Raw genomic sequence first — 20772 nt, 5'->3', positions numbered from 1 at the left:
GAGGGGCGCGCGCCGAGTCAGGCGCTCTCTCCGCTCGCGAGCTGCGGGCTCCATGCATAGAGGAGCCGCTCTGTGGAGCCGCAAGCATCTCTGTGAGTGGTGCGGTATCGCTGAGTCGTCGCCTTCGGCCGGCGATAACCCCTGTGTCGTGCGTCGCTCCCGCCGGTGGATATGCCGCCAGGGCAACGCCATGCAGCACGCAGGCCATGTCCCGGCCGGTCTGCCGCGATGCTGAACGTAATCGAGTAGTGGCCGTTCGTAACGTTTTCGGGAGCTTGTCACGAAACGGGGAGCCGGTTTGACATTCAACCAAAAGGGTCGAAAACGGGCCCTTCCCCACCCGGCGACGCAAGGACAGCACTCCGATGACGACGGACAGCCTCCGGTGCATAACTTTCGGTAATGAATTCGATGGGCTCGGCATATCGGACACCGCCTTCGCACTGCTGGACGAGTCGGGCACGGTTGTCGGGTGGACGCAGGCCGCCGAACGGCTCGTTGGTTACGGTGCCGGGGACATCGTCGGCTGCTCGGCCGCCCTGGTGGTGCCGTCCTTCGGAGCAGCGACCACCACCGATGCGTTCGTGGAGCGCCTCCTTGCTGAGAACGGCTGGCCGGGGGCGTCAGCAGTGCGCCGCCACGACGGCAACCTGGTGGACGTCAGTCTGCGGATCACGGCACTGCCAGGTCAGGGCGGGACCACACGCTGGTTGGCCTCATTGACTGATTCAGGGGCCTTGTCCGGGGATGTGCTGAGCACGTTGGCGCGCGGCCCGCTCCTCGCCCGCGCGCAGATCGGGGTCGTCATCCGGGACTCTCACCTGCGGTGCATGTTCGCCAACGACGTGATGGAACAGCACGACGGCGTCCCCGTTCGCCGGCGCCTGGGGCGTCGGCTCACCGAATCGGCACCTGGCGCCACGGCCGAAGCCATCGAGGCGCTCATGCGGCAGGTCCTCCAAGGCGGCGACACCAAAGTGCACGAGTACCGGGCGTGGCTGCCCGCTGCCCCAGGGAGGGAGCACTCGTTCGCTGGTGCCTATCACTGCCTCCTGGGTGCCGACGGCCAAACCGTCGGTGTATGCGTGATCAGCGCCGACGTGACCGAGAGCCGGCGGATACGTGAGGACCTTGCCACCATCGCCAAGGCCAGTACACGGTTGAGTGAAAGCCTCGATGTGATGCAGACCAGCCAGGGCCTGGCCGACCTCGCCGTGCCACTGCTCGCCGACTACGTCGCTGTTGACCTGGAGCAGTCCGTCCCGTTCGGCCAGGAGCCGGCTGTCCACATCGGCGCGGACCGTGGTGTTCCCGTGCTGCGTCGTGCCGGGCAGGCCTCGATTCATCGGGGTGTGCCGGATTTCCCGTTGCGGCGCGGTGAGTCGGTACCCATGTCGTCCGCGTCACCGTTGGCCGCAGTCCTGCGCACTGGCAAACCCCACCTGGAGCAGCACCTAGAGCGACCTTGGGTCGAGGGGCGCCCGGCGCTGGCTCGGCGGTTCCGCGAGACCGGCATGCACTCGCTGATGGTCGTGCCCGTCCATATACAAAGCGCGCTGCTGGGAGTGGTCATGTTCGTCCGCACCGAAAACCGGACGCCATTCGAGGAAACCGACCTGCTGTTGGCGCAAGAGTTCGTCAATCGTGCCGCCGTCGCTCTGGACAACGCCCGTCGGTACGCGCGCGAGCAAACCGCCGCCCTTACCTTGCAAGGCAACCTTCTGCCGCGCAGGTTGACCGGCGGCACGGCTGTCGAGGCAGCATCGCGCTACCTGCCTGCCGACATGGACCACGGGGTCGGTGGCGATTGGTTCGACGTGATCCCGCTGTCAGGTGCACGGGTGGCATTGGTCGTCGGCGACGTGGTCGGGCACGGCCTGCACGCCGCCGCGACCATGGGCACGCTTCGAACCGCCGTGCGCACGCTCGCCGACATGGAGTTGCCTCCCGACGAACTGCTGGCCCATCTCGACAACACCGTCCAGCGAATGGCCGAGGCAGACGGCGACGACCTGAATTCGATGCCTGGCGCCGTAGGCGCCACTTGCCTGTATGCCGTCTACGACCCTGCCACCCGCGTATGCGCCATGGCCCGGGCCGGACATCCCCCGCCCGCGATCGTCGACCGCGAAGGCGGGGTCACCTTCCCCGACCTCCCCCCTGGCGCGCCCCTGGGCGTCGGTCTCGGGGACCCCTTCGAAACCGTGGAAATGGAACTGTCCGAAGGGAGCCTCCTCGCCCTCTACACCGACGGCCTGATCGAGACCCGCGACGGCGACATCGAGTGCGGCATGCGTCGCTTGGGTGCCATACTCGCGGAACCAGGCCGGCCCCTGGAGGAACTCTGCACGCGCGCCACGGACACCGTCTCCGGGCAGGCATCGTGCGACGACACCACCCTGCTTCTCATCAGGACCCGATCCTTGAACGCGGCCCAGATCGCCTCCTGGACCTTGCCCAACGACGAGACCGCCGTCAGAAGCGCCCGCGACCTGGCGGCCGGTCAGTTGACCACATGGGGCCTGGACAGTCTCAGTGACTCCACGAAGCTGATCGTCAGCGAATTGGTCACCAACGCCGTACGGCACAGCACCGGTCCGATCCGTTTGTGCCTGAAACGACACGGTGTTCTGACTTGCGAGCTGTCCGACTCCGACGCCTGTGCCCCGCGCCCACGTCGAGCACGCTCCACGGACGAGAATGGGCGCGGCCTCCTCCTCGTCGCTCAGATGTCGCGCAGGTGGGGATCTCGACTGGTGCCGGAAGGCAAGGTCGTATGGGTCGAACAAGCGATACCCGCCACCTCCAACTCTCGGTCATCGCTTGCTGCGACCTAGCGCCAGTGCTTCACCTGCACTTGCTATCCGGCCTGGTGAGAGGTCGCTCCGGGTTGTACGCCCGGCAGTGTTGGTCTGGGCCGGTACTGCCGGGGGTGCCCCACCGCGGAGTCGTCGCCGGCAGTGCGGGCGATTCGTTTGGTGTCTACGTCGTCGCCACCGCGACCAGCTATCCGGGGCGCTGTCGACCTTCGTTCATCTGTGGGCCATTCGAGACTGTCGGTGGCATGCATCACCGCAGGCGCAGGCGGCTGTACCCGTCCTGCCGGCTCAGAGCGGGTTAGGGGCGAAATCGTGGTATCGGCATGCGCAATTCATCAGGTGGTGACCTGTTCACCGTCACACTGTCCACTGTCGACCCGTTTGACACCTTCCTGGGGCCGGTGCTTCGCTGTGCAGTGCACCCCGAGCCACCGTGAAACCCACGCGTCGGCGCGCAGGTGAATGAGAGGTCAGAGACCAGTGAGGCGATAGCGAAATGAGCTCCAACGCAGGTACGGTGCGTCCGGCCAGTCGGCGGGGCGCCCACTGGCCGAGGTAGGCGCTGGAGTGAGCCACAGAGATCCCCGCGGGACCCCCCGCCGCCGGGCCTCCCGCCAGGACCTGCCGTCCGGGCATCCAGCCCCTCGTCGCTCGATCCTGAACCGGACTGCACACCATTGACAGTGTGTTTTGTCCCACCAAGGGCTACTCGCATGAACCGTAGCCAGCGGCTCGGCCGCGGCGAGCCCCTGACAGCGATCGAGGCGATGAGCGAACCAGAACAGTGTGAACGCGAAGGAGCACGGTGATGGACGAACCGGATGCCGCGCGCATCGAGGACGCCAAGCTCACATATGCCGCCCAGGACGGGGAGATCACTGCCCTGAGTCTGCTTCTGGAACGACACCGAGCGGGGATGATCGCCGTGGCGCTGAGTCTTCTCGGGCCGGGCCCCGACGTCGACGACGTGATGCAGGAAGCCACCGTGACCGCGCTCCGACGCGTGGGCGAAGTCCGCGACCCGACGGCCGTGGGGGCGTGGTTGCGTATGATCGTGCGCAACGCTTGTCGTTCACTGTTGCGAAACGCAGCTCACGTGGTTCCGCAGGCCAATGTGCCAGTGGTCTCCGCCAAGGCATCCCCTGAGAAGTGGCTTGAGCAGAACACGCTGCGGAACTGGGTCTGGGAGGCGATCGAAAACCTCTCTCCTGCGCTACGCCTGCCCCTGGTACTGCGCCATTTCAGCCTCCGCGTCACCTCCTACGAGCAGATCGCCGAGGCCTGCGGCATTCCGGTGGGGACGGTTCGCAGTCGCATCAGCCAGGGCCGGACCAAGCTGGCTGAAGCGCTCGCCGCTACGACGGACGCCGCGCACGGGGAAGCGTCCCAGCGCGTCCGCGCCAGCGAGATCGAGGCAAACGAAACGCTTGCCGCCGCCGAACGAGGCGACTTCGGCGACCTGCTCACCGAGCGCTGGTCCCCGGACGTCATGCTGATGCGCGGCAAAGACGCCGTAGGTGACCGGCGCCACCTCGTGCGCAGTATGAACCGGGACATCGCAGCCGGTGTACGCCAGCGTCTGGTGCACACCGTGGCCGGCAGGTCGCTGACCGTCTGGGAGACAGACATCCTCAATCCGGCGGACGACCGCGACCACTGCCCGCCCGCGGTGGCGTGGTTGATGAGCCTGGACGCCGACGGACGCGTGCACCGACTACGTCTGTTCCACCCTAGGGCGCGGCAGGTCGCGGACCCGGCGTCGGCCCTGGGATGTGGCACCGAAGGCTGACGACCCCGCCCCAGCGGCAACTGTGACGTGAGCCATACGTCTTGAATCGAACTTCGGCCACTCTCCTGCGTCTTGTCATTGCAATCGCCACCCGCAGGACTTCGGAGAACAACATGTCTGTCCCGACGAACGCCCCCTTGGCGGCGGGCTCGCACCACATCGAGGGGGACGGCGTCGTATCGTCTCCGCGTTCTGCGACAACCCCCGCATGACCGCCAGCCCGCTTCCCGACCTGGTTGGCCGGCATCGCGAGTGCAAGGAGCTCGACGACCTGCTGGTCGGCCTGCGCAAAGGTGAGTCCCGGGTCCGGGTGATCCGTGGCGAGGCGGGCATCGGGAAGTCGGTGCTCCTGGAGTACGCGGCCGCCCGGGCGTCAGAGGTGACCGTGACCCGGGCGCGGGGCATCGAGGCCGACATGGAGCTGCCTTACGCGAGCCTGCACCAGCTGTGTGCGCCGTTCCTGGCCGAGGTCGACGCGTTGCCGGGACCCCAGCGTGATGCCCTCCGCGTGGCGTTCGGGATGGCGGCCGGAGATCCTCCCGACCGCTTCCTGGTCGGTCTCGCCGTGCTGACGCTGCTCACCCGGGCTTCGGAGACCCGGCCGGTGCTCGTCGTGGTCGACGACGCCCAGTGGCTGGACCAGGTGTCGTTGCAGACACTGGAGTTCGTGGCCCGGCGGCTGCTCGCCGAGGCGGTCTCAATGGCGTTCGCGGTACGCGACCCCGAGGGGCAGGCCGCACTGGGCGGTCTGCCGGAGATGCGGCTCGGGGGTCTCGACGCCGCCGCGGCCGGAGAGCTCCTGGAGGCCGCCGTCGGCGGGCGGCTGGAGAAGCGGGTCCGGGACCGGTTCGTGGCCGAGACGGATGGCAACCCGCTCGCACTGCTGGAGTTCTCCCGCGGCCGCAGCGCCGCCGAACTGGCGTACGGCTTCGGCTCGAGTTCCCCGGGTGCCCAGGGGCCGGTGTCGAGTCGCGTGGAGCGGGACTTCGTCGGCCGGCTCGGTTCGCTGCCGCCGTCGACCCGGACGCTGCTGCTGATCGCCGCGGCGGAACCCGTAGGTGACGCGCGCCTGCTGGTCCGAGCGGCCGCCGCCATGAAGATCACTCCCGATGCCGCACCGGCCAAGGCGGCTGGCCTGATCGAGTTCGGTGAGTCCCTTCGGTTCCGGCACCCGCTGGTCCGTTCCGCGGTCTACCACCAAGCAGACGTCGAGGAACGCCGAGCAGCGCACCGGGCGCTGGCGGAGGCCACGGATCCGGTCCTGGATCCCGACCGGCGCGCCTGGCACGCGGCGCAGGCCGTCGACGGGCCGGACGAGGAGGTCGCCGCGGGGCTGGAGCAGGCCGCCGACCGGGCGCGGCAGCGCGGTGGCATGGCAGCCGAGGCGGTTCTGTTGGAGCGTGCGGCCGAGGTGACGCCTGACCCCTGGCTGCGGGGGCGCCGAGCTCTCGCGGCCGCCGAGGCCCATTTCTCGGCCGCCTCGCCCGACCGAGCCACGGAGCAGGCGACGCTCGCCGAATTGAACCCCCTCGCGCCCTTGGACCGAGCCCGCCTGGCCCGCCTGCGTGCCCGGATCCTCTTCGCCCGCAGCCGCAGCGACGAAGCGGCACCGCTGCTCCTCGATGCCGCCGCGCAGTTCACTGCCGCCGAGTCGCCGCTCGCCAGGGAGACCTACCTGGAGGCAATCGGCGCGACCATATTCGCAGGCAGGGTCCACGGCCCGGCAGGTGCCCGCGCTGCGGCGATCGCGGCCCGCGGGTCCGGGGCGCCCCCCTCGGGATCCAAGGCCGCCGACCAGCTCCTGGACGGTGTGGCCACCCTGCTCGCAGGCGGTTACGCGACCGGAGGGCCGGCACTGCGCTGTGCACTGGAGCCTCTCCTGCACGAGGACCTCGGCACCCGGGAAGCGACGATGCGCTGGCTTCTCCTGGCCCCAGTCGCTCTGGAGGCCTTCATCCACTACGCCTGGGACCTGACGGCATGGGACGCACTGGCGACTCGTGCGGTGCGCCTGGCTCGCGACATCGGAGCGCTCGGCGTGCTGCCACCCGCACTGATCTACGCCGGCGGAGTGCGTATTCACACCGGCGACTTCGCCGGGGCAGGCCGCATGATCGACGAAGCCGACGCAATCGCCGCCGCGACCGGCCACGCTCCGCACAAATACGCGACGCTGGTCCTGGCCGCGTGGCGAGGCGACGAGGACGCTGCCGCCGGCATCATCGAGGAAGCCAAGGCGAGGGCCACACAACGTGGCGAAGTGTCCCTACTGGGCGCTGCGGGCTACATCCAAGGCGTACTGTTCAACGGCCTGGGACGCTACGACCAGGCCCTGGTCGCGGCTCGTTCCGGCATCGAACACGACGGATTCAACTTCACCGGCCTGTCGCTGGTCGAACATGTCGAGGCTGCGACCCGGTGCGGCGAGTTCGGCCAAGCCCGCGACTCGCTCGCCCGGCTGGTCGAACTCACCCGCGCCGCAGATACCGGATGGGCCCGTGGCGTCACCGCTCGCAGCCAGGCTCTTCTCACCGAGGGCGACGAGGCCGATGGTCTGTACCGGACCGCGATCGAGCAGCTCGGCCGCGACCGCGTGGCCGTCGCCGTGGAGACGGCACGCACCCACCTGCTGTACGGCGAGTGGCTACGCCGGGCCAACCGCCGCTCGGCGGCCAGAGAACACCTTCGCACGGCACACGAAATGTTCGACGGGATGCCGGCAAACGCGTTCGCTGCGCGAGCTCGCCGTGAGCTGCTCGCCTGCGGCGAACGCGTCAAGGTACGGGAAGCCAAGCCGGCGAGCGCCCTGACCCCCCAGGAGTCGCAGATCGCGACACTTGCCGCCGACGGCATGACAAACCCGAAGATCGGAGCGGAGTTGTTCATCAGCCCGCACACCGTGGAGTGGCACCTGCGAAAGGTGTACATGAAGCTCGGGATCAGCTCACGGCGCGCGCTGCGAAACGCTCTCCCGATGGCCCCCGACACGGCCACCGCACGATCCGGCAGGGAGCCGGCACACGAGACACCGGGACCCCCACGGAGGTGACCACGGACTTCCAGGGCTCGGGGAGGAGTATCGCGGACCGAGGATGGAGCCATCGCCCTCAATGGGTGCCATCCACTCAAAGGAGTGCCCGATGTTCGCGCCCAGCCTGGAGACGACGATGCCGCCCCAACCCCCGGGCGCTCGATCGGACCAGGAGAATCCGGACCCAGCACCGGATGACCTCCGGGAAGCGGAATTCGTCTTCGACAACGCCCGCAAGCTCATGTTCGGAATCGCTTATCGCATGCTCAGCAGTGTTCGCGAAGCCGAGGACGTCCTCCGGGACGTTTGGTTGCGCTGGGGGAACTCCGGCCGCACTGAGGTGCAGGACGTGCAGGCATCCCTCATCACGATGGTGACCAGGCTGGCGATTCTCGAACTGCACGCTGCGAGAGTCCGCCGGGAGAACTATGTCGGCTTGTGGCTGCCGGAGCCCGTCGCCACCACAAACGACCTCCCCACGGGCGCCGCGAATGGGAAGGCGCTAGGAGTTGCGGAGCTGACGCTGATGGAGCAGCTCACTCCCACGGAGCGGGCAGGCTATGTGCTCCGCGAGGCGTACGACTGCTCATATGAGCGGGTCGCTGAGATCATTGGCCTGTCTCAAGCCGACACGTACCGCCTGGTCGCACGGGCCAGGGAGTTCCTGGCTGAGGCGCCCCTGGCGCACACGGAGAACTGGCGACCCATCAGTAAAGTCGGGGACGCCGCAAAGAAAGCATCGGCGGTTCCCGTAAGCGATCAGGTAGGGCAGTAGCGACGTCTCCGCCAATGGAACGTTGCATGCTTCAAGATCGGCCGATTCGACGACTTCTACCAAGCGTTGACTCGTCCGATCACACGCCGCCGCTACGGCTCTTCGGGTGCGCGCTGCACACACGTCACACATGCGAACGGTCGGTGGTCATCGTATCGAACGCTTTGAATGAGCCCGCACGGTAAATGCGCCGTCGAAACGCCATCGGCAAAGGGGTCGGAAGCGCGATCAGCCGCAGAAGGTTCGTTCCGGGCGGAACCACGGAGGTATGAATCATGACGGACAAGGCAACGCCCAGCACGACGCCCACTCAGACCCGCTCCCGCCCGAGGTCACATTGCTGCAGGACGTGACGCCGCCATTCCTTCCGGAAGGCGCCTCGAGCATCAGGGCGTGCCCCAAGCTCCCGGCGGCCGGCACGGCCTGAACGCTTTGCCCAGTAGGACAGGGCTGCTGTCCCACACAAACGCGTTCCAAAGTGACACGACTTGCCCGACGCGCGCTGCGGACGAGGCTCCGTGCCGTTCGCATCGCGCCATGCATGCAGATATGACGCTACCCCTTTGAAAGGTTCTCGATGTGAAAGCCATTGTCGTCCCAGGTTTCGCAGCCCGGCCACATCTGGTGGACCTGCCCACTCCCGAACCCGGACCCGGCGAGTTCCTGGTGCGTATAGAGGCGGCCGGGATGAACCCCTTCGACTGGAAAGTAGCCGACGGCGCCCTCAGGGACGTCACACCGCATACCTTTCCCCTGGTCATGGGGTCAGACGGAGCGGGCGTCGTCGAGAAGACGGGCCCGGGTGTGACCCGCTTCCAACCCGGCGACCGCGTCTACGGACAGTTCATGCGCCTACCTCAGGGCTTGGGTTCCTACGCCGAGTTCACCCTCGCCGAGCAGGACGGCAAGGTCTCGCGCATCCCGGAAGGCCTGTCCTTCGCGCTCGCCGCAGCACTTCCCACTGCGAGTGTGACCGCCTACCAGGCTGTCGCAGCCGCACGTCTCTTCCAGACAGGTGTATTTCTGATCAACGGGGCGAGCGGCGGGGTGGGGCAGTCGGCCATCCAGTTCGCCGCTCGGGCCGGGGCCCGCGTTCTGGCCACCGGAACTCCCGACATCGCCGGGTACCTGCGCGATCTCGGTGCCCACACCGTGGTTGATTTCACCCGAGCTCCCACGCATGAGCAAGTGGCCGCCGCCTATCCCGGCGGCATCGACGCTGTCCTCGATCTCATCACTCCCGCCGGAGGCGACATCGGCCCCATGGTCAGCCTGCTTCGCCCGGGTGGGACGTTGATCAGTACCAACTACGCCACCGACCCCGATGCTCTGGCCGCCAGTCTGATTCTCGGCGTCAACATCTCCAACGACCCCACAACCGAGACGTTGACTGCGCTCGCAGAGTTCGCAGCCAAGGGAGACCTGCGCGTTCGTATCGACGCGGAAATCTCGCTCGCCGACGTACCGGCCACCGTGGCCAAGGCCCGTACCGGGCACGCCACTGGAAAGACCGTCATCGTTCTCCGGTGACGCTGCCTTCCGTCGTGAGGGATGGCACCTGCGCGGGCCTGTCACAACAGCGAGGCGATGCTGGTCATAGTTGTCGACCCGACTTGCGCGGAACCCATCGGATTAAGAGGAGAGATCGTGACTGTAGTGTCCCGGGAATTCAACTTCGGCATGCCATGGGAGACACTTTACGGATATAGCCAGGCCGTACAGGCCGGCGAGACGCTCTATATCTCGGGGCAGTTGTCACACGACAGTACGGGAGCCTTCATCGGAACCGGTGACTTCGCACTCCAGATGAGTACAACCCTCGACAACCTCGACCGCGTGCTCGAGCACTTCGGTGCCCGCCGCGACCAGATCGTCGAGACAACCGTCCTCGTCAGGGGCTTGCGGGAGCACTTCGACACGGCTGCCCGACTGCACTCCGCGTACTGCGGCGACCACCGTCCCACCAGCACCATCATGGGCGTCTCCGACCTGGCGCTGCCCGACCAACTCGTCGAGATCGGTGCCGTAGTTCGTCTCGACGTCACGCGCTAGCGTTGCCCTGTCTCTTCCTGCCCCGAAGGCCCGCGGCCATGCAGATGCCCTATGGGCATGCACTGCCTGTCCCGGGGAGCCTCCGCGCTGACCTGGAGCGGTAGAGCTTCCCTGGCCGTACCCCGGTGTTCCACGGTGGTGTGGGGAGAAACGTGCGGCGGCCGAGTACTTCAACCGGGTGTCGATGTCTGGCTCGCTCGTTCCCGTGTGACCAGTGCGGCATCCGTTGGTTGTCTCGCGAACCGACCGCGGGCCATCAGGGCGGCAGATGGTCCTCACACAACTAATCGGCGCTCACGTGAGGCGCAGTTGTGGGGGCGTCTATCTCGATCGTCATAAATCGTTGTAGATGCCCCTCACGAGTACAACCCAACTGACACACCCACAGATGACTGTCGCTCCCGTCCAGCGCCCCGCAAGCACCCGCGCGGCTTGATCAGAAGTCGGCAGCCCCCTGAGAGTGCTTCCCGCCGCTCCTGCAGCGTGGCGAGTGCGGCGGCCCTCAGGTCGTGGGGGGGGGTGTCACACATTCTCCGGGCGGTGGGTCATAGGGGAGGAAGCAGTGTGCGAACCCGGAGAACATCGTGAACCGCCCAATCCTCGACAATTCGCCCGCTGGGCAGATCGACGTGACCGAAGAATTCAAGCGGAAAGGTCTGTCGGCGAAGCTCACGACCGCCAACATCGTTGACGCCATGGGGAAATTCCACCGTCACCGGTGCCACCTGTCGGACTTGGTGAGCCCCACGCCGGACCAGGTGCTCTTCGGGCCGGCGGCGACGGTCTCGTACTTTCCCACCTGCCATGACATTCTCCCATCCGAGCGGTACAACTTCCGCCGACTCTTGGAGGAGGCGACGCCGGACAGCGCAAGCGGCCGTGTTCTCGTCCTCGCGAGCAACGGACATCCTGACGTGTCATTGGCCGGCGGGACGAAACTCTCCCTGCTCGCCTCCCACGGCCTCGCCGGGGTCCTGGCGGACGGCCGTCTGCGGGATTTCGCCGAGCTCTCGACCTGTGGGTTCGCCGTCTACTGCCGCGGAGAGAGCGTGAAGTGGGGCGGGGAAGTCGTGACCCCGTTCGAGGCCGGCCGCCCCGTCGTCGTGGGCGGGGTGATGATCCGGCCCGGCGACTATGTGTTTGCCGACTCCTCCGGCGCCGCGGTCGTCCCGCACGAGCAGGTACTCGAGGTTCTAGAAGAAGCACACCGTGTGGCCGGGGAAGACCTCGCGGCCACAGACGGGATCCACCGCGCGGACGTCGCTCCGCAGCAGGCCGGCTGACCGGCCGCACACCGACACCCACCCCATACACCCGAGCGGATCATGTCCTACCACGAGCACACCGATCACGACTACGCCAAGCACATCCGTGCCGGCGCCCCGAAGGCCTTCAACGCGTTCGCGGCCTGGGATTCGCAGGTCATGCGGGGAGCCGACAAGGTCATCCCGCGCAAGTACACGGAACTCATGGCCGTGGCGGTGGCACTGACCACGCAGTGTCCTTACTGCATCGAGGCGCATACCGGCGCTGCGCACTCCGCGGGTGCGACCCAGCAGGAACTGGCCGAGACGATCATGATCGCCGCTGCGGTGCGTGCGGGCGGCAGTTATGCCCACGGCTTCATGGCGATGAAATTCTTCGACCGTGCTGAGGGCGGCGACATTCCCGGCGCGTAGTTGCCGGCCGGAAGAATGTTCTGCGGATGCTCCGTGTTGCCGCACCGGCGAATCTGTCATCGCCGGATACATTTTTACTTCCACTGAAGTCCATTATCGTGCAGTCAGAAAGAGAAGGAGTTCCCGCGATGGCTGATGAGCCGATTCTGGTGCTTGCCGCGACCGGCGGACAGGGCGGGGCCGTGACCGAGGCGCTGCTGACCCGCGGGGCCGGGGTACGGGCGATGGTCCGGGACCCGCAGCGGGAAGCGGCTCGCCGACTGGCCGATCGGGGCGTGGCCGTTGTCGCAGGTTCCCTGAGTGACAGTGCATCTCTCGCCGCGGCCATGGACGGGGTGGCAGGCGTCTTTGCCTTCACCACGCCCTTCGAGGCCGGCGTGGACGCCGAGGTGGCCCAGGGACGGGCCATCCTTGCTGCGGCCAGGGAGAGGAGCGTGCCGCATCTGGTGTTCAGCTCGGTGGCCGGGGCCGGCAAGGAGAGCGGGGTGCCGCACTTCGACAGCAAGGCCCGCATCGAAGCAGAGCTGGTATCCGGAGACGTGCCTTACACGATCCTGGGGCCGACGTACTTCTACGACAACGCCCTGGGAGGAGCGGAGCGCATCCGCGGCGGGGCGCTCGACCTGCCGCTACCGTCGGACAGGCCGTTGCAGCAGCTGGCCCGCGCTGACCACGGTGCGTTCGCGGCGGAGGTCCTGCTTGACCCCGCGCCATACCTGGGGCGGCGTATCGAGCTGGCCAGCGACGCACCCACTCCCGCGCAGATGGCGGACGCGCTCGGCGCCGCCCTGGGACGCGAGGTCCGGCACGAGCGCGTACCGCTGGAGGCTATCGGGAACCCCGACATGCACGCGATGTGGAGCTTCCTGAACGGGCCCGGTTACGGCGTCGACATCCCTGCCCTGCACGCGGGCCATCCGGAGATCGCCTGGACCAGCTTTGCCGACTGGACGCGAAGCGCCTTCGGTCCTGGCCGCTGACTCTAGGCCGTGATGGCCTCATGCGGCTGTGTGTCGCTGAGGCGGTCGTCACCGAGCGTTGCTGGTGTGCTCCAGTCGAGGTGGAGGACTGCGACGTCGTCGGTGTGCCGGTGCGCGTTGTGGGTGGTGACGGCGGCGATCAGGGGTGAGGAGTCCGTCGATGCCGAGGCGTTCGCTGGATCCCAGTCGAAGGCCTTCCACCAGGCCGTCGGTGTAGAGGGTGAGCGCACCGGTCGGAGGCAGAGTGAGGTCGGTGGCGGGCCAGTGGTTCAGACCGTCGGCGATGCCCAGGGCGATACCGTGTGAGGCCGAGACTTCCTGGGTGCCGGTGCTCGTGGTGAGCAGGGGTTCGTGGTGCCCCGCCAGGTGGAGGGTTGCCTTGTGTGCGTGGGAATCGAGGGTGAGCAGGGTGCAGGTGGCGAACAGGTCGGGGTGGGCGCGTTCGGCGACGAGGAGGTGTTCGAGTTGGCGTAGCAGCTCGTTGCCTCGGTGGCCGCCGAGAGTCAGGGCGCGCCATGCGATGCGCAGGCAGACTCCGAGAGCGGCTGCGTCGGGGTCGTGGCCGCTGACGTCGCCGACGATCGCGTGGAGTTGGCCGTCGTTGGTCTCGACGGCATCGAGGAAGTCGCCTCCGAGGAGGGGGTTGTCTCTTCCTGGGTGGTAACGGCTGACAACGGTTACGGGGGAGGTGCCGAGCATGGGCTGGGGGAGTAGTCCTCGCTCGAGGCGGGCGTTTTCCTCCGCGCGCATGCGGTCGGCGCGAAGGTCGGCGCTGGCGCGTTCGGCGTGCTTCCGGTGGACGGCGTAGCAAACCGGCTGCGTCGGGCAGGTGGAGGTCCAGCCGGACGCAATCCACCTGCCGCATACCCAGTTCGGTGCGGGCCTCGGCGAGCGTCTGGTGCCAGACGAGGGTGTGGGGGGCAGGGATGTGTCGGTGAGCAGCTCCTGGACGAGGAGCGCGTCGCCGCTGTCGTCCTCCACCAGCAGGATGCGGTAATGCTGCTCGGTTGGTGCGGGTGTCACGATCGGGGGTCTTCGGCGCTGGTCGGGCTGGTGTCCGCGAGAAGGGTGAAGGAGATGCGGGTACCGGGGCTGTGGTGGGTGTCGACAGCGATGGTGCCGCCGTGGAATTCGACGATCTTCTTGCACATGGCCAGGCCGATACCACTGCCCGGGTAGGCGTCCTTGGTGTGCAGGCGCTGGAAGATGATGAAGACCCGGTCGGCGAATTCGGGGTCGATGCCGATCCCGTTGTCGGTGACCGTGAACCGCCACAGGTCACCTTCACGCAAGGCCCCGATGTGGATCTGCGGCCGCCGGTCGGGGTGGCGGAACTTTATGGCATTGGATATCAGGTTCTGCCACAGCATGCCGAGCTGCGTGGTGTCACCGACCACCGCCGGAAGCGCGTCATGGCTGATGGTGGCCCCGGACTCCTCGATGGAGATGCTGAGGGTGCTTAGCGTGTCCTCCACGAGCGGTTCGAGCTCGACCAGGCGGTGCTCGTTGTGAACTCGGCCGACCCGGGAGAAGGTGAGCAGATCATTGATGAGGGTCTGCATCCGGTTGGCGCCGTCGACGGCGAAGGCGATGTACTGGTCCGCCCGCTCGTCGAGCTGATCGGCATAGCGGCGCTGCAGCAGCTGAGTGAAGCTGGAGACCTTGCGAAGCGGCTCCTGCAGGTCATGGGAGGCGACGTAAGCGAACTGTTCCAGCTCGGCGTTCGAACGCTTCAGGTCGGCGGCCCGCTCATCGAGCTGGTGCCGCGCCTGCTCGCTGAAGGCGAGTTCGTCGACCAGCCGGCGCCGCATGGCTTCCATGTCGGCTCCCAGTTGTCGCAGGTCCGCCGGTCCCGTGGTCGCGACGGGATGAGCGAAGTTGCCCCGGGCCACCTGTCGGGCGTCGGAGCCCAGGCGGGTGAGCGGATCGGTGATGCCGCGGCGCAGCCCCTCGAAGACCAAGGCCGCCACCAGCACGATCACGCCGGCGATCGCGATGAACACCCAGTTCCGCAGCTGCGTGGCCCGGTCAAGGTTTTTCACGGCGTTCAACCGCGCGGTGCGCACGTGCTCCTGTTGCGCGGCCAGCGCCGCCCGCACCCGGTCGAAGGCGTTCCTGCCTTCTTCTGCCCGCTCTGCCGCCAGCACTGCCGGGGCACCGGAGGGGGATGCGGCGATCGGGAGAGCGATGCGCTGCTGCCACACTTGCGTCCGATCCAGAACCTGCTGCAGGTCCTCACGGCCCTGGGCGTTGTCCACCAGCAGCTCTCGGAGCCGGTCAACGGCGGTTTCCTGATCCGTCACACCTTGCCGGTAAGGGTCCAGGAAGTCCCTTTGACCGGTCAGGCCGTACCCGCGGATCCCGGTTTCCTGATTGACCAGCGCTGCCTCCAGCCGCACCGCGTAGGTCAGCGAGGGAGAGCGGGTATTGACCAGTTCGTCAGTAATGTCGGAGGTGCGTGTCGTCGTCCACAAGCCGACAGCACCCAGGGCCGCCAGGACCGCCAGGGCCACGCTCACACCGACGCGCAGCCATCGCCTGGTCGTCCACGCCGACAGACCGTTGTGTCGAGGTGGCAGGCCTTGCTGGCTGGTCACGGCGAGCTCCCTGGTTCTTCGGCCGAGCCGCCCCCGAGGTGCGCGGCAGGGACACTGTAACCTGACCACGACAACGCTTGTTGTCACCTGAATGCGGGCCATACAGTGTGCTCATGCCTGGCATTCACTTTTCCTTGCGGATGAGTGAGGACGAGCTAGCCGCGCTCGCGGCCGGCGCGGTCGATGATCTCGTCCGTCACCTCGTTCGTCGCGCTTTCGAACCCCTGCCCGGCCCGGGCGACCACTCACCCGCCCAGGCGGAGGCCCTGGCTCATCTGCACATGCTGATCCATCTCCGGCAGGCCATCGAACAGCTGGAGGAGAGCGCCGCTCACGAAGCCGCCGACGCCGGCGCCGGATATCCGCAGATCGGCAGAGCGTCCAACATGACCAGGCAAGGTGCCCGCCGCCGATGGCCAGGACTGGTCACCCCGGACTCCCCCCACTCCACCCCCGGAGACCTCGATGATGATCGCCCCCGCCCGCCCCTACGACGTGCTGCTGGTCGAGGACGACGCCGCTGACGCCATGCTCATCGAGGATGCCCTCACCGCATGCGGCACTCGCAATCTGACCCAGGTCGAAGACGGCATCGCCGCCCTGGACTACCTGCGTGACCCGCTCCACCCCCGGCCCGACCTGATCGTGCTCGACCTGAACATGCCGCGCATGAACGGCCGCGAGTTGCTGGCCGTGATCAAGAACGACGAGGACCTGCGCGCCATCCCGGTCGTCGTCCTGACCACGTCATCCGCACCCGACGATGTCTCCGGCGCCTATCGGCGCCATGCCAATGCGTACGTCACCAAGCCGGTCAACCTGGACGACTTCGAGCGAGCCGTCCAGAGCATCGACGCCTTCTACCTCGACACCGCCACCCACCTGCCCCGGCAGTAGCACCGCCTACGGCCTGCACGAGGAGCCGCACTGCCAGTTCGTCCAGCAGGGCTGCTCGCCTTCAGTCGTGGCCACGAACCGGTCTCCCTCTGCTGGGTGACGCGTGTCCGAGCGGGAGCTGTCGCCCTCCGCGCGGAGAGGGGGCCGGGTGTTGTGTACTGCGCAGGCGCCTGCCTGCTGACCGCGCGGGTCGCGGTCGGCACGGATACCGGACGGCTGCGATGTGGCCGACCGTGGCCGGCATCGGGTGTGAGGAAGACCGGACGATGCGTCCAGCGCCGATTCCCGCGTGCCGTCGACCTCTGCGGCCCCGTCCCACGCCCGTGTCGGTCAGCCGGTACGGCTTGGACGGGCTGCCGTGGCGGGACGCTGACCCACAGGCCCACTGGGCGACCCTGCGCCGCGGCACCGGATGCTCACATGCGGAACCCGTGCCCTCATGCATGCCTGCGTGCGCGGATGCTCTCCGCCGCCGGGAGCAGTGACGCCAGCGACGTCCATCGCCTGTCAGTCGAAAGCACGAGCCTCCATGAGACCTTCACGCTCCATCCGAGTGGCGTCCTGGCCGCAGGTCAGACGAGCCACAGGGAAGAAATCGACGCTCGGGTAGGGATGCGCAGGTCCATGGATAAACTCACCGCTCGGCTCCCCATGCGTCTCCCGGCAGGCGGCGAAACACCTATTCATCTTAAAGTGGAGTGTCATTACAGCGCTGCTGATCCGTTTGCGGTGCATATCAATTTCGGTTGTGTTGGCGGCTTGCACGAGGCGGTGTGGGTCGCATCGAGGGAACTGCTCATGGCCGGCCTGAAAGCGCCGACCGGCCACGGCGATCTGCTGATCGGGCCGTGGGATCATGCGTACTCCTACATAGCCCTGACGGGCGACACGGGTACGGCGCTGCTGCACATCCGGACCCGAGAGCTCACCGATTTCCCCGCCGCCACAGCACAGATCGTGCCAGTGGGAGCGGAAAGCGCCCGCATCGACTGGGAACCTTGGATCGGCGACGTGCTGTCCGCGTGAGCGGTGGATCTATTCCGAATCTGCGTGCCGCTTTCCCACCTCAATGACGAATGCCTCGGTCAAGGCGCGGCGTGAGCCGGCACGTCGAGCCGCGGTATGCAACCAGCTGCGCGCTGTCGTCAGCGAGGCGGTAGCACAGACTTACGGTTTGGGGAGCGATAAGGGTCTGGCAGGCTCGGCTGAGCAATCCGCCTGGGATTGATCAGCAGGACGTCGGGCGGGCGTCGGCGGCGAGGACGAGTTCTTTGCTCGTCTCGCGGCGGGCGGCCCGGCGCGCCGACCGGTCGGAGACCAGACCGGCTATGGCGGCTTGGGTCTCGGCGAAATCTTCGCGGCGGCCGATGTAGCGCTGCAGGGGCCGCCACTGCTTGTCCTCGGCGTTGGCGTGCTCCACGCAGATCCGGTCGGCGGACTGTGCTCGGCGTTCCTGCCGCCAGGCGTGCTGTTCGTCGAGGGTCGCGTCCCTCTTCGGTGACCTGTGGTGGAACTGGTTGGCCAGGCCTCGACAGCCCTCGTCGACATGCACCTTGACGCCGGGGCGGCAGCGCAGCTGCTGGGCGATGCCCTCGGTGCGCACTGCGGTCTGGTCGTGCATGCGCCCTGGCCGCGCGACCCCACAGAACAGGGTGCGGGCCTGGCCGTCGCTGAACGTGGTGGTCTTGATGGTGTTCTGCCTGCACTTGCCGGACACGCACGCCTTGCGGCCCGGACGCCCGGCCTTCGGGCGTCTCACCTGCACGTCGGTGCCGTCGATGCCCAGCTCGACGTCCTCGGCCTCGGCGTAGGCGAACACGTCCCCGATGGTGCGCAGCCGGATGCCGGGCTGGTCAGGCACGGCGAACCCGCGCGCCGCCAGCAGCGGCCGGACCTGCCGGATCGCGACGGACACCGTGGAGCGGTCCACTCCCAACAGCACAGCCAGGTCCGAGTGCGGAAGATCGTGTCGCAGGTGCGCCAGCGTGGCCAGCACCCGGTCGACGAACACCAGACGATGCTTCGGGCCAGCACCGGCCTCACGGCGGCGGCGATCGCCGCCGCGCCGCTCCCGCCGCGCCGCTCCCGCCGCGCCGCTCCCGCCGCGCCGCTCCCGCCGCGCCGCTCCCGCCGCGCCGCTCCCGCCGCGCCGCTCCCGCAGCGCAGACTCCTGCTACGCCTCCCATGCCGGGGCGAGCTCAGCGACGAGTTCGGCAAGATGCTGTCGGGATGTGCCCGATAGGGCAGGATGAGACAAGGCCGTGCGGGCTGATGACTTCACATCCACGGGCGCCGCGCCTCGCGCCGCCTACGCCTGTCGCCGCTCCCACTGCTCCTTCGTGATCTCATACCGCACACCCCCGTGCTCGGAACCCTCGACCGCCATCATGTCGTCCGGCGTGGGGATGCTCTCCGCGAGCGTCATCCCAAGCTTCTCCATGACGTTGCGCGAAGGGCGGTTCACGGTCATGGTCTCGGCCCAGACCATGCGGATGCCGAGCTCGGCGAAGCCCTTCGCCAGCAGCGCCTGCGAGACCTCGGTGGCGTACCCCCGGCCCCAGGCCGCCTGGCGCAGGCGGTAGCCGAGTTCGGCCTCCTCACGCGGGCCGCTGCGCAGCGGACGCAGGCAGAACCAGCCGACGAACGCGCCGCCGTCCTTCTCGTACGCCGCGAACAGGCCGAGGTCGTGATCCCAGCGCTCGTAGCCGGCGAGGATGCCGGGGATGGCGAGGTCGCGGACCTCCTCCGGCGGGGTCGGAGCGCCGCCGGTCAGGTAGCGCATCACCGCCGGGTCGCTGTCCAGCTCGATCAGCAGGTCCGCGTCGGCGGCGGCGAAGGGGCGCAGGGTCAGGCGCTCGGACTCGAGGTAGGTGGTCACGTGAGGATCATGGCCGATACGGGTCTGACGGTCCAAGGCGTTTTCGGGCTGCGTCTGTCACCGGGGCTGGAGGAGCAGCAGCATGGCACTGCCGCCTGCACGTCAGGCCAAGGACCCGCCTCTATCGCTCCCCAAGTCGTAACCACGGTGGCCTGCCCCGCAGTGACCTTTCGGCGAGTACCCGGGAGGCGTTCAGGAGCAAGCCGACGGTGTGTCTGATGTTCTTGGCGCGTCCGGCGGCTCGCGCCGCGCGCACGCGGTGCCGATCGCGCCGCGTGAGTCGTGACCGAGGGCCACGACCAGGGGCAGGTGAGGTTTTCCAGATGCCGTTGAAGCGCCTTGGAGTTGTAGTCGGTCCGCGGCACCTTGCCGACGGGCAGTAGGCCCGCGGTGTGGATGATGCGCACGCGGCGGTCGGCTATGCCCCGCAACTGGCAGCAGGCCATTGCCCTGACCGGCGAAGGTCAGCAGGACGGTACCAGTGGAATGTCGTACTCAACGACCTCTGCCTCCTGGGGTAAGGCTGCGTCTGGGCGCCTCGGGCTGCCTGCACAGATGCGCGCCTTGAGGTGGTGGGAGCGGCTCGCCGGGGGGGTCCGCGCTGGTTCCTGACGCAGTTGCCGGCGAGCCGCCCTATTGGTGCGTCTACCCGAGAGCGCTGGGGGCAGTGCGAAGGGCGGGGTTCGCGGTCTTCCGGCGGCACGAACCCCGCCCTAACGCGGGGAGGGGGATGAGTCAGGTCACCATCGGTACCAGCGGCGTCGGCCGCTTCCTTCGGCACCGCGGAACACGAAGCCGAGGAGCCATACCACCAGCACGATGATGGCGATCCACCACAGCGCCTTGAGGGCGAAGCCGGCGCCGAACAGGATCAGGGCCAGCAGCAGGACAAGCAGCAAAGGGACCAGATCTGTAACCTCCTGACGTCGCGTCTGCCCCGCAGCTCGGTTGCTATGCGTCACCTACGGGCCGAGGGCTCCCAAGGGCGCCCATCGGCCTTGACCGCCCGGCGGATTCTGCCGTTCACGGACTCGATCGCGTTCCTGGTGCAGACGAAGTGGCGGATCTCGGTGTCGACGCGGAGAAAGGGGGTGAACTCCTCCCAGGCGTTCTCCCAGAGCCGGACGATCGCCGGAGCTTCTTGCCCCAGGCACCGGCGAACTCGGCGAACCGCTCGGCTGATGGCGCTCCATTTGGCGGGCCCCGCCAAGTGGAGCGCTCAGTCACACTCGCCGAGGATGCAGCAACCGATTCCCTCCCGCAAAGCCTGATCGA

Annotated in this window: 16 protein-coding genes and 2 pseudogenes; 11 read left to right on the top strand and 7 right to left on the bottom strand. The window is 67.7% G+C overall.

What is annotated here, in order from left to right; translation table 11 throughout:
* The first annotated feature begins 365 nt into the window (after positions 1–365).
* The 4 genes from B085_RS0119540 to B085_RS45715 all read left to right on the top strand — a co-directional run bounded on the left by B085_RS0119540 (position 366) and on the right by B085_RS45715 (position 8414).
* Positions 366–2837, top strand: a complete 2472-nt coding sequence (locus B085_RS0119540; RefSeq protein WP_018560267.1) for a SpoIIE family protein phosphatase — start codon at positions 366–368, stop codon at positions 2835–2837.
* Between the two features lie 790 nt (positions 2838–3627).
* The gene (locus tag B085_RS0119535) at positions 3628–4608 is read left to right on the top strand and encodes an RNA polymerase sigma factor (RefSeq protein WP_018560266.1); all 981 of its coding nucleotides are present in this window, start codon (positions 3628–3630) and stop codon (positions 4606–4608) included.
* Between the two features lie 208 nt (positions 4609–4816).
* Positions 4817–7657 carry a helix-turn-helix transcriptional regulator gene (locus B085_RS0119530; protein WP_018560265.1) on the top strand — a complete coding sequence of 947 codons (2841 nt, stop codon included), beginning with the start codon at positions 4817–4819 and terminating at the stop codon, positions 7655–7657.
* A 91-nt stretch (positions 7658–7748) separates the two neighbouring features.
* A complete protein-coding gene (locus B085_RS45715) occupies positions 7749–8414 on the top strand; it encodes a sigma factor-like helix-turn-helix DNA-binding protein (protein WP_018560264.1) in 666 nt (221 codons plus the stop codon).
* A 124-nt stretch (positions 8415–8538) separates the two neighbouring features.
* On the opposite strand, the gene B085_RS49375 is transcribed toward B085_RS45715, so the two are convergent.
* Positions 8539–8724, bottom strand: coding sequence for a hypothetical protein (locus B085_RS49375; protein ID WP_158689772.1), 186 nt, complete (start codon positions 8722–8724; stop codon positions 8539–8541).
* A 269-nt stretch (positions 8725–8993) separates the two neighbouring features.
* Between B085_RS49375 and B085_RS0119520 the strand changes: the two genes are divergently transcribed.
* The 5 genes from B085_RS0119520 to B085_RS0119500 all read left to right on the top strand — a co-directional run bounded on the left by B085_RS0119520 (position 8994) and on the right by B085_RS0119500 (position 13125).
* Complete coding sequence (locus tag B085_RS0119520) at positions 8994–9944, top strand: NADP-dependent oxidoreductase (RefSeq protein WP_051102111.1); 951 nt, start codon at positions 8994–8996, stop codon at positions 9942–9944.
* A 21-nt stretch (positions 9945–9965) separates the two neighbouring features.
* On the top strand, positions 9966–10466 hold the full coding sequence (locus B085_RS0119515) for a RidA family protein (protein ID WP_324603873.1): 501 nt from the start codon (positions 9966–9968) through the stop codon (positions 10464–10466).
* A 584-nt stretch (positions 10467–11050) separates the two neighbouring features.
* Positions 11051–11749 carry an RraA family protein gene (locus tag B085_RS0119510; RefSeq protein ID WP_018560261.1) on the top strand — a complete coding sequence of 233 codons (699 nt, stop codon included), beginning with the start codon at positions 11051–11053 and terminating at the stop codon, positions 11747–11749.
* A 42-nt stretch (positions 11750–11791) separates the two neighbouring features.
* Positions 11792–12145, top strand: coding sequence for a carboxymuconolactone decarboxylase family protein (locus B085_RS0119505; protein ID WP_018560260.1), 354 nt, complete (start codon positions 11792–11794; stop codon positions 12143–12145).
* A gap of 128 nt (positions 12146–12273) precedes the next feature.
* Positions 12274–13125, top strand: coding sequence for an NmrA/HSCARG family protein (locus B085_RS0119500; protein WP_018560259.1), 852 nt, complete (start codon positions 12274–12276; stop codon positions 13123–13125).
* A gap of 2 nt (positions 13126–13127) precedes the next feature.
* On the opposite strand, the pseudogene B085_RS47130 reads toward B085_RS0119500, so the two are convergent.
* Positions 13128–14151 (bottom strand): annotated as a pseudogene (locus B085_RS47130) (PP2C family protein-serine/threonine phosphatase).
* Positions 14145–15722, bottom strand: a complete 1578-nt coding sequence (locus tag B085_RS0119475; protein WP_234018607.1) for a sensor histidine kinase — start codon at positions 15720–15722, stop codon at positions 14145–14147. Before B085_RS0119475 ends, B085_RS47130 begins: the two are co-directional and overlap by 7 nt.
* A 465-nt stretch (positions 15723–16187) precedes the next feature.
* Between B085_RS0119475 and B085_RS0119460 the strand changes: the two genes are divergently transcribed.
* Positions 16188–16619 (top strand): response regulator, encoded by a 432-nt coding sequence (locus B085_RS0119460; RefSeq protein WP_018560251.1) that lies wholly within the window; start codon positions 16188–16190, stop codon positions 16617–16619.
* Positions 16620–17243: 624 nt separating this feature from the next.
* The gene (locus tag B085_RS43005; protein WP_158689771.1) at positions 17244–17645 is read left to right on the top strand and encodes an SsgA family sporulation/cell division regulator; all 402 of its coding nucleotides are present in this window, start codon (positions 17244–17246) and stop codon (positions 17643–17645) included.
* Positions 17646–17847: 202 nt separating this feature from the next.
* On the opposite strand, the gene B085_RS0119450 is transcribed toward B085_RS43005, so the two are convergent.
* The 4 genes and pseudogenes from B085_RS0119450 to B085_RS0119435 form a co-directional block, all read right to left on the bottom strand.
* Complete coding sequence (locus tag B085_RS0119450) at positions 17848–18630, bottom strand: transposase family protein (RefSeq protein WP_018560249.1); 783 nt, start codon at positions 18628–18630, stop codon at positions 17848–17850.
* A gap of 297 nt (positions 18631–18927) precedes the next feature.
* The gene (locus B085_RS0119445) at positions 18928–19497 is read right to left on the bottom strand and encodes a GNAT family N-acetyltransferase (RefSeq protein WP_018560248.1); all 570 of its coding nucleotides are present in this window, start codon (positions 19495–19497) and stop codon (positions 18928–18930) included.
* A gap of 740 nt (positions 19498–20237) precedes the next feature.
* Complete coding sequence (locus tag B085_RS0119440; protein WP_026251219.1) at positions 20238–20405, bottom strand: hypothetical protein; 168 nt, start codon at positions 20403–20405, stop codon at positions 20238–20240.
* A gap of 80 nt (positions 20406–20485) precedes the next feature.
* Positions 20486–20676, bottom strand: a pseudogene (locus tag B085_RS0119435) (transposase); the annotation flags it as partial.
* Positions 20677–20772: the final 96 nt, after the last annotated feature.

The sequence above is a fragment of the Streptomyces sp. BoleA5 genome, from assembly GCF_000373665.1.
Lineage (GTDB): Bacteria > Actinomycetota > Actinomycetes > Streptomycetales > Streptomycetaceae > Actinacidiphila.
This window is presented reverse-complemented; position numbering and strand designations above follow the sequence as displayed.

Coding starts and splice junctions, on each gene's coding strand:
- B085_RS0119540 (WP_018560267.1), top strand. CDS start 366: ATGACGACGGACAGCCTCCGGTGCATAACTTTCGGTAATGAATTCGAT.
- B085_RS0119535 (WP_018560266.1), top strand. CDS start 3,628: ATGGACGAACCGGATGCCGCGCGCATCGAGGACGCCAAGCTCACATAT.
- B085_RS0119530 (WP_018560265.1), top strand. CDS start 4,817: ATGACCGCCAGCCCGCTTCCCGACCTGGTTGGCCGGCATCGCGAGTGC.
- B085_RS45715 (WP_018560264.1), top strand. CDS start 7,749: ATGTTCGCGCCCAGCCTGGAGACGACGATGCCGCCCCAACCCCCGGGC.
- B085_RS0119515 (WP_324603873.1), top strand. CDS start 9,966: ATGGCACCTGCGCGGGCCTGTCACAACAGCGAGGCGATGCTGGTCATA.
- B085_RS0119505 (WP_018560260.1), top strand. CDS start 11,792: ATGTCCTACCACGAGCACACCGATCACGACTACGCCAAGCACATCCGT.
- B085_RS0119500 (WP_018560259.1), top strand. CDS start 12,274: ATGGCTGATGAGCCGATTCTGGTGCTTGCCGCGACCGGCGGACAGGGC.
- B085_RS0119460 (WP_018560251.1), top strand. CDS start 16,188: ATGATGATCGCCCCCGCCCGCCCCTACGACGTGCTGCTGGTCGAGGAC.
- B085_RS43005 (WP_158689771.1), top strand. CDS start 17,244: ATGGATAAACTCACCGCTCGGCTCCCCATGCGTCTCCCGGCAGGCGGC.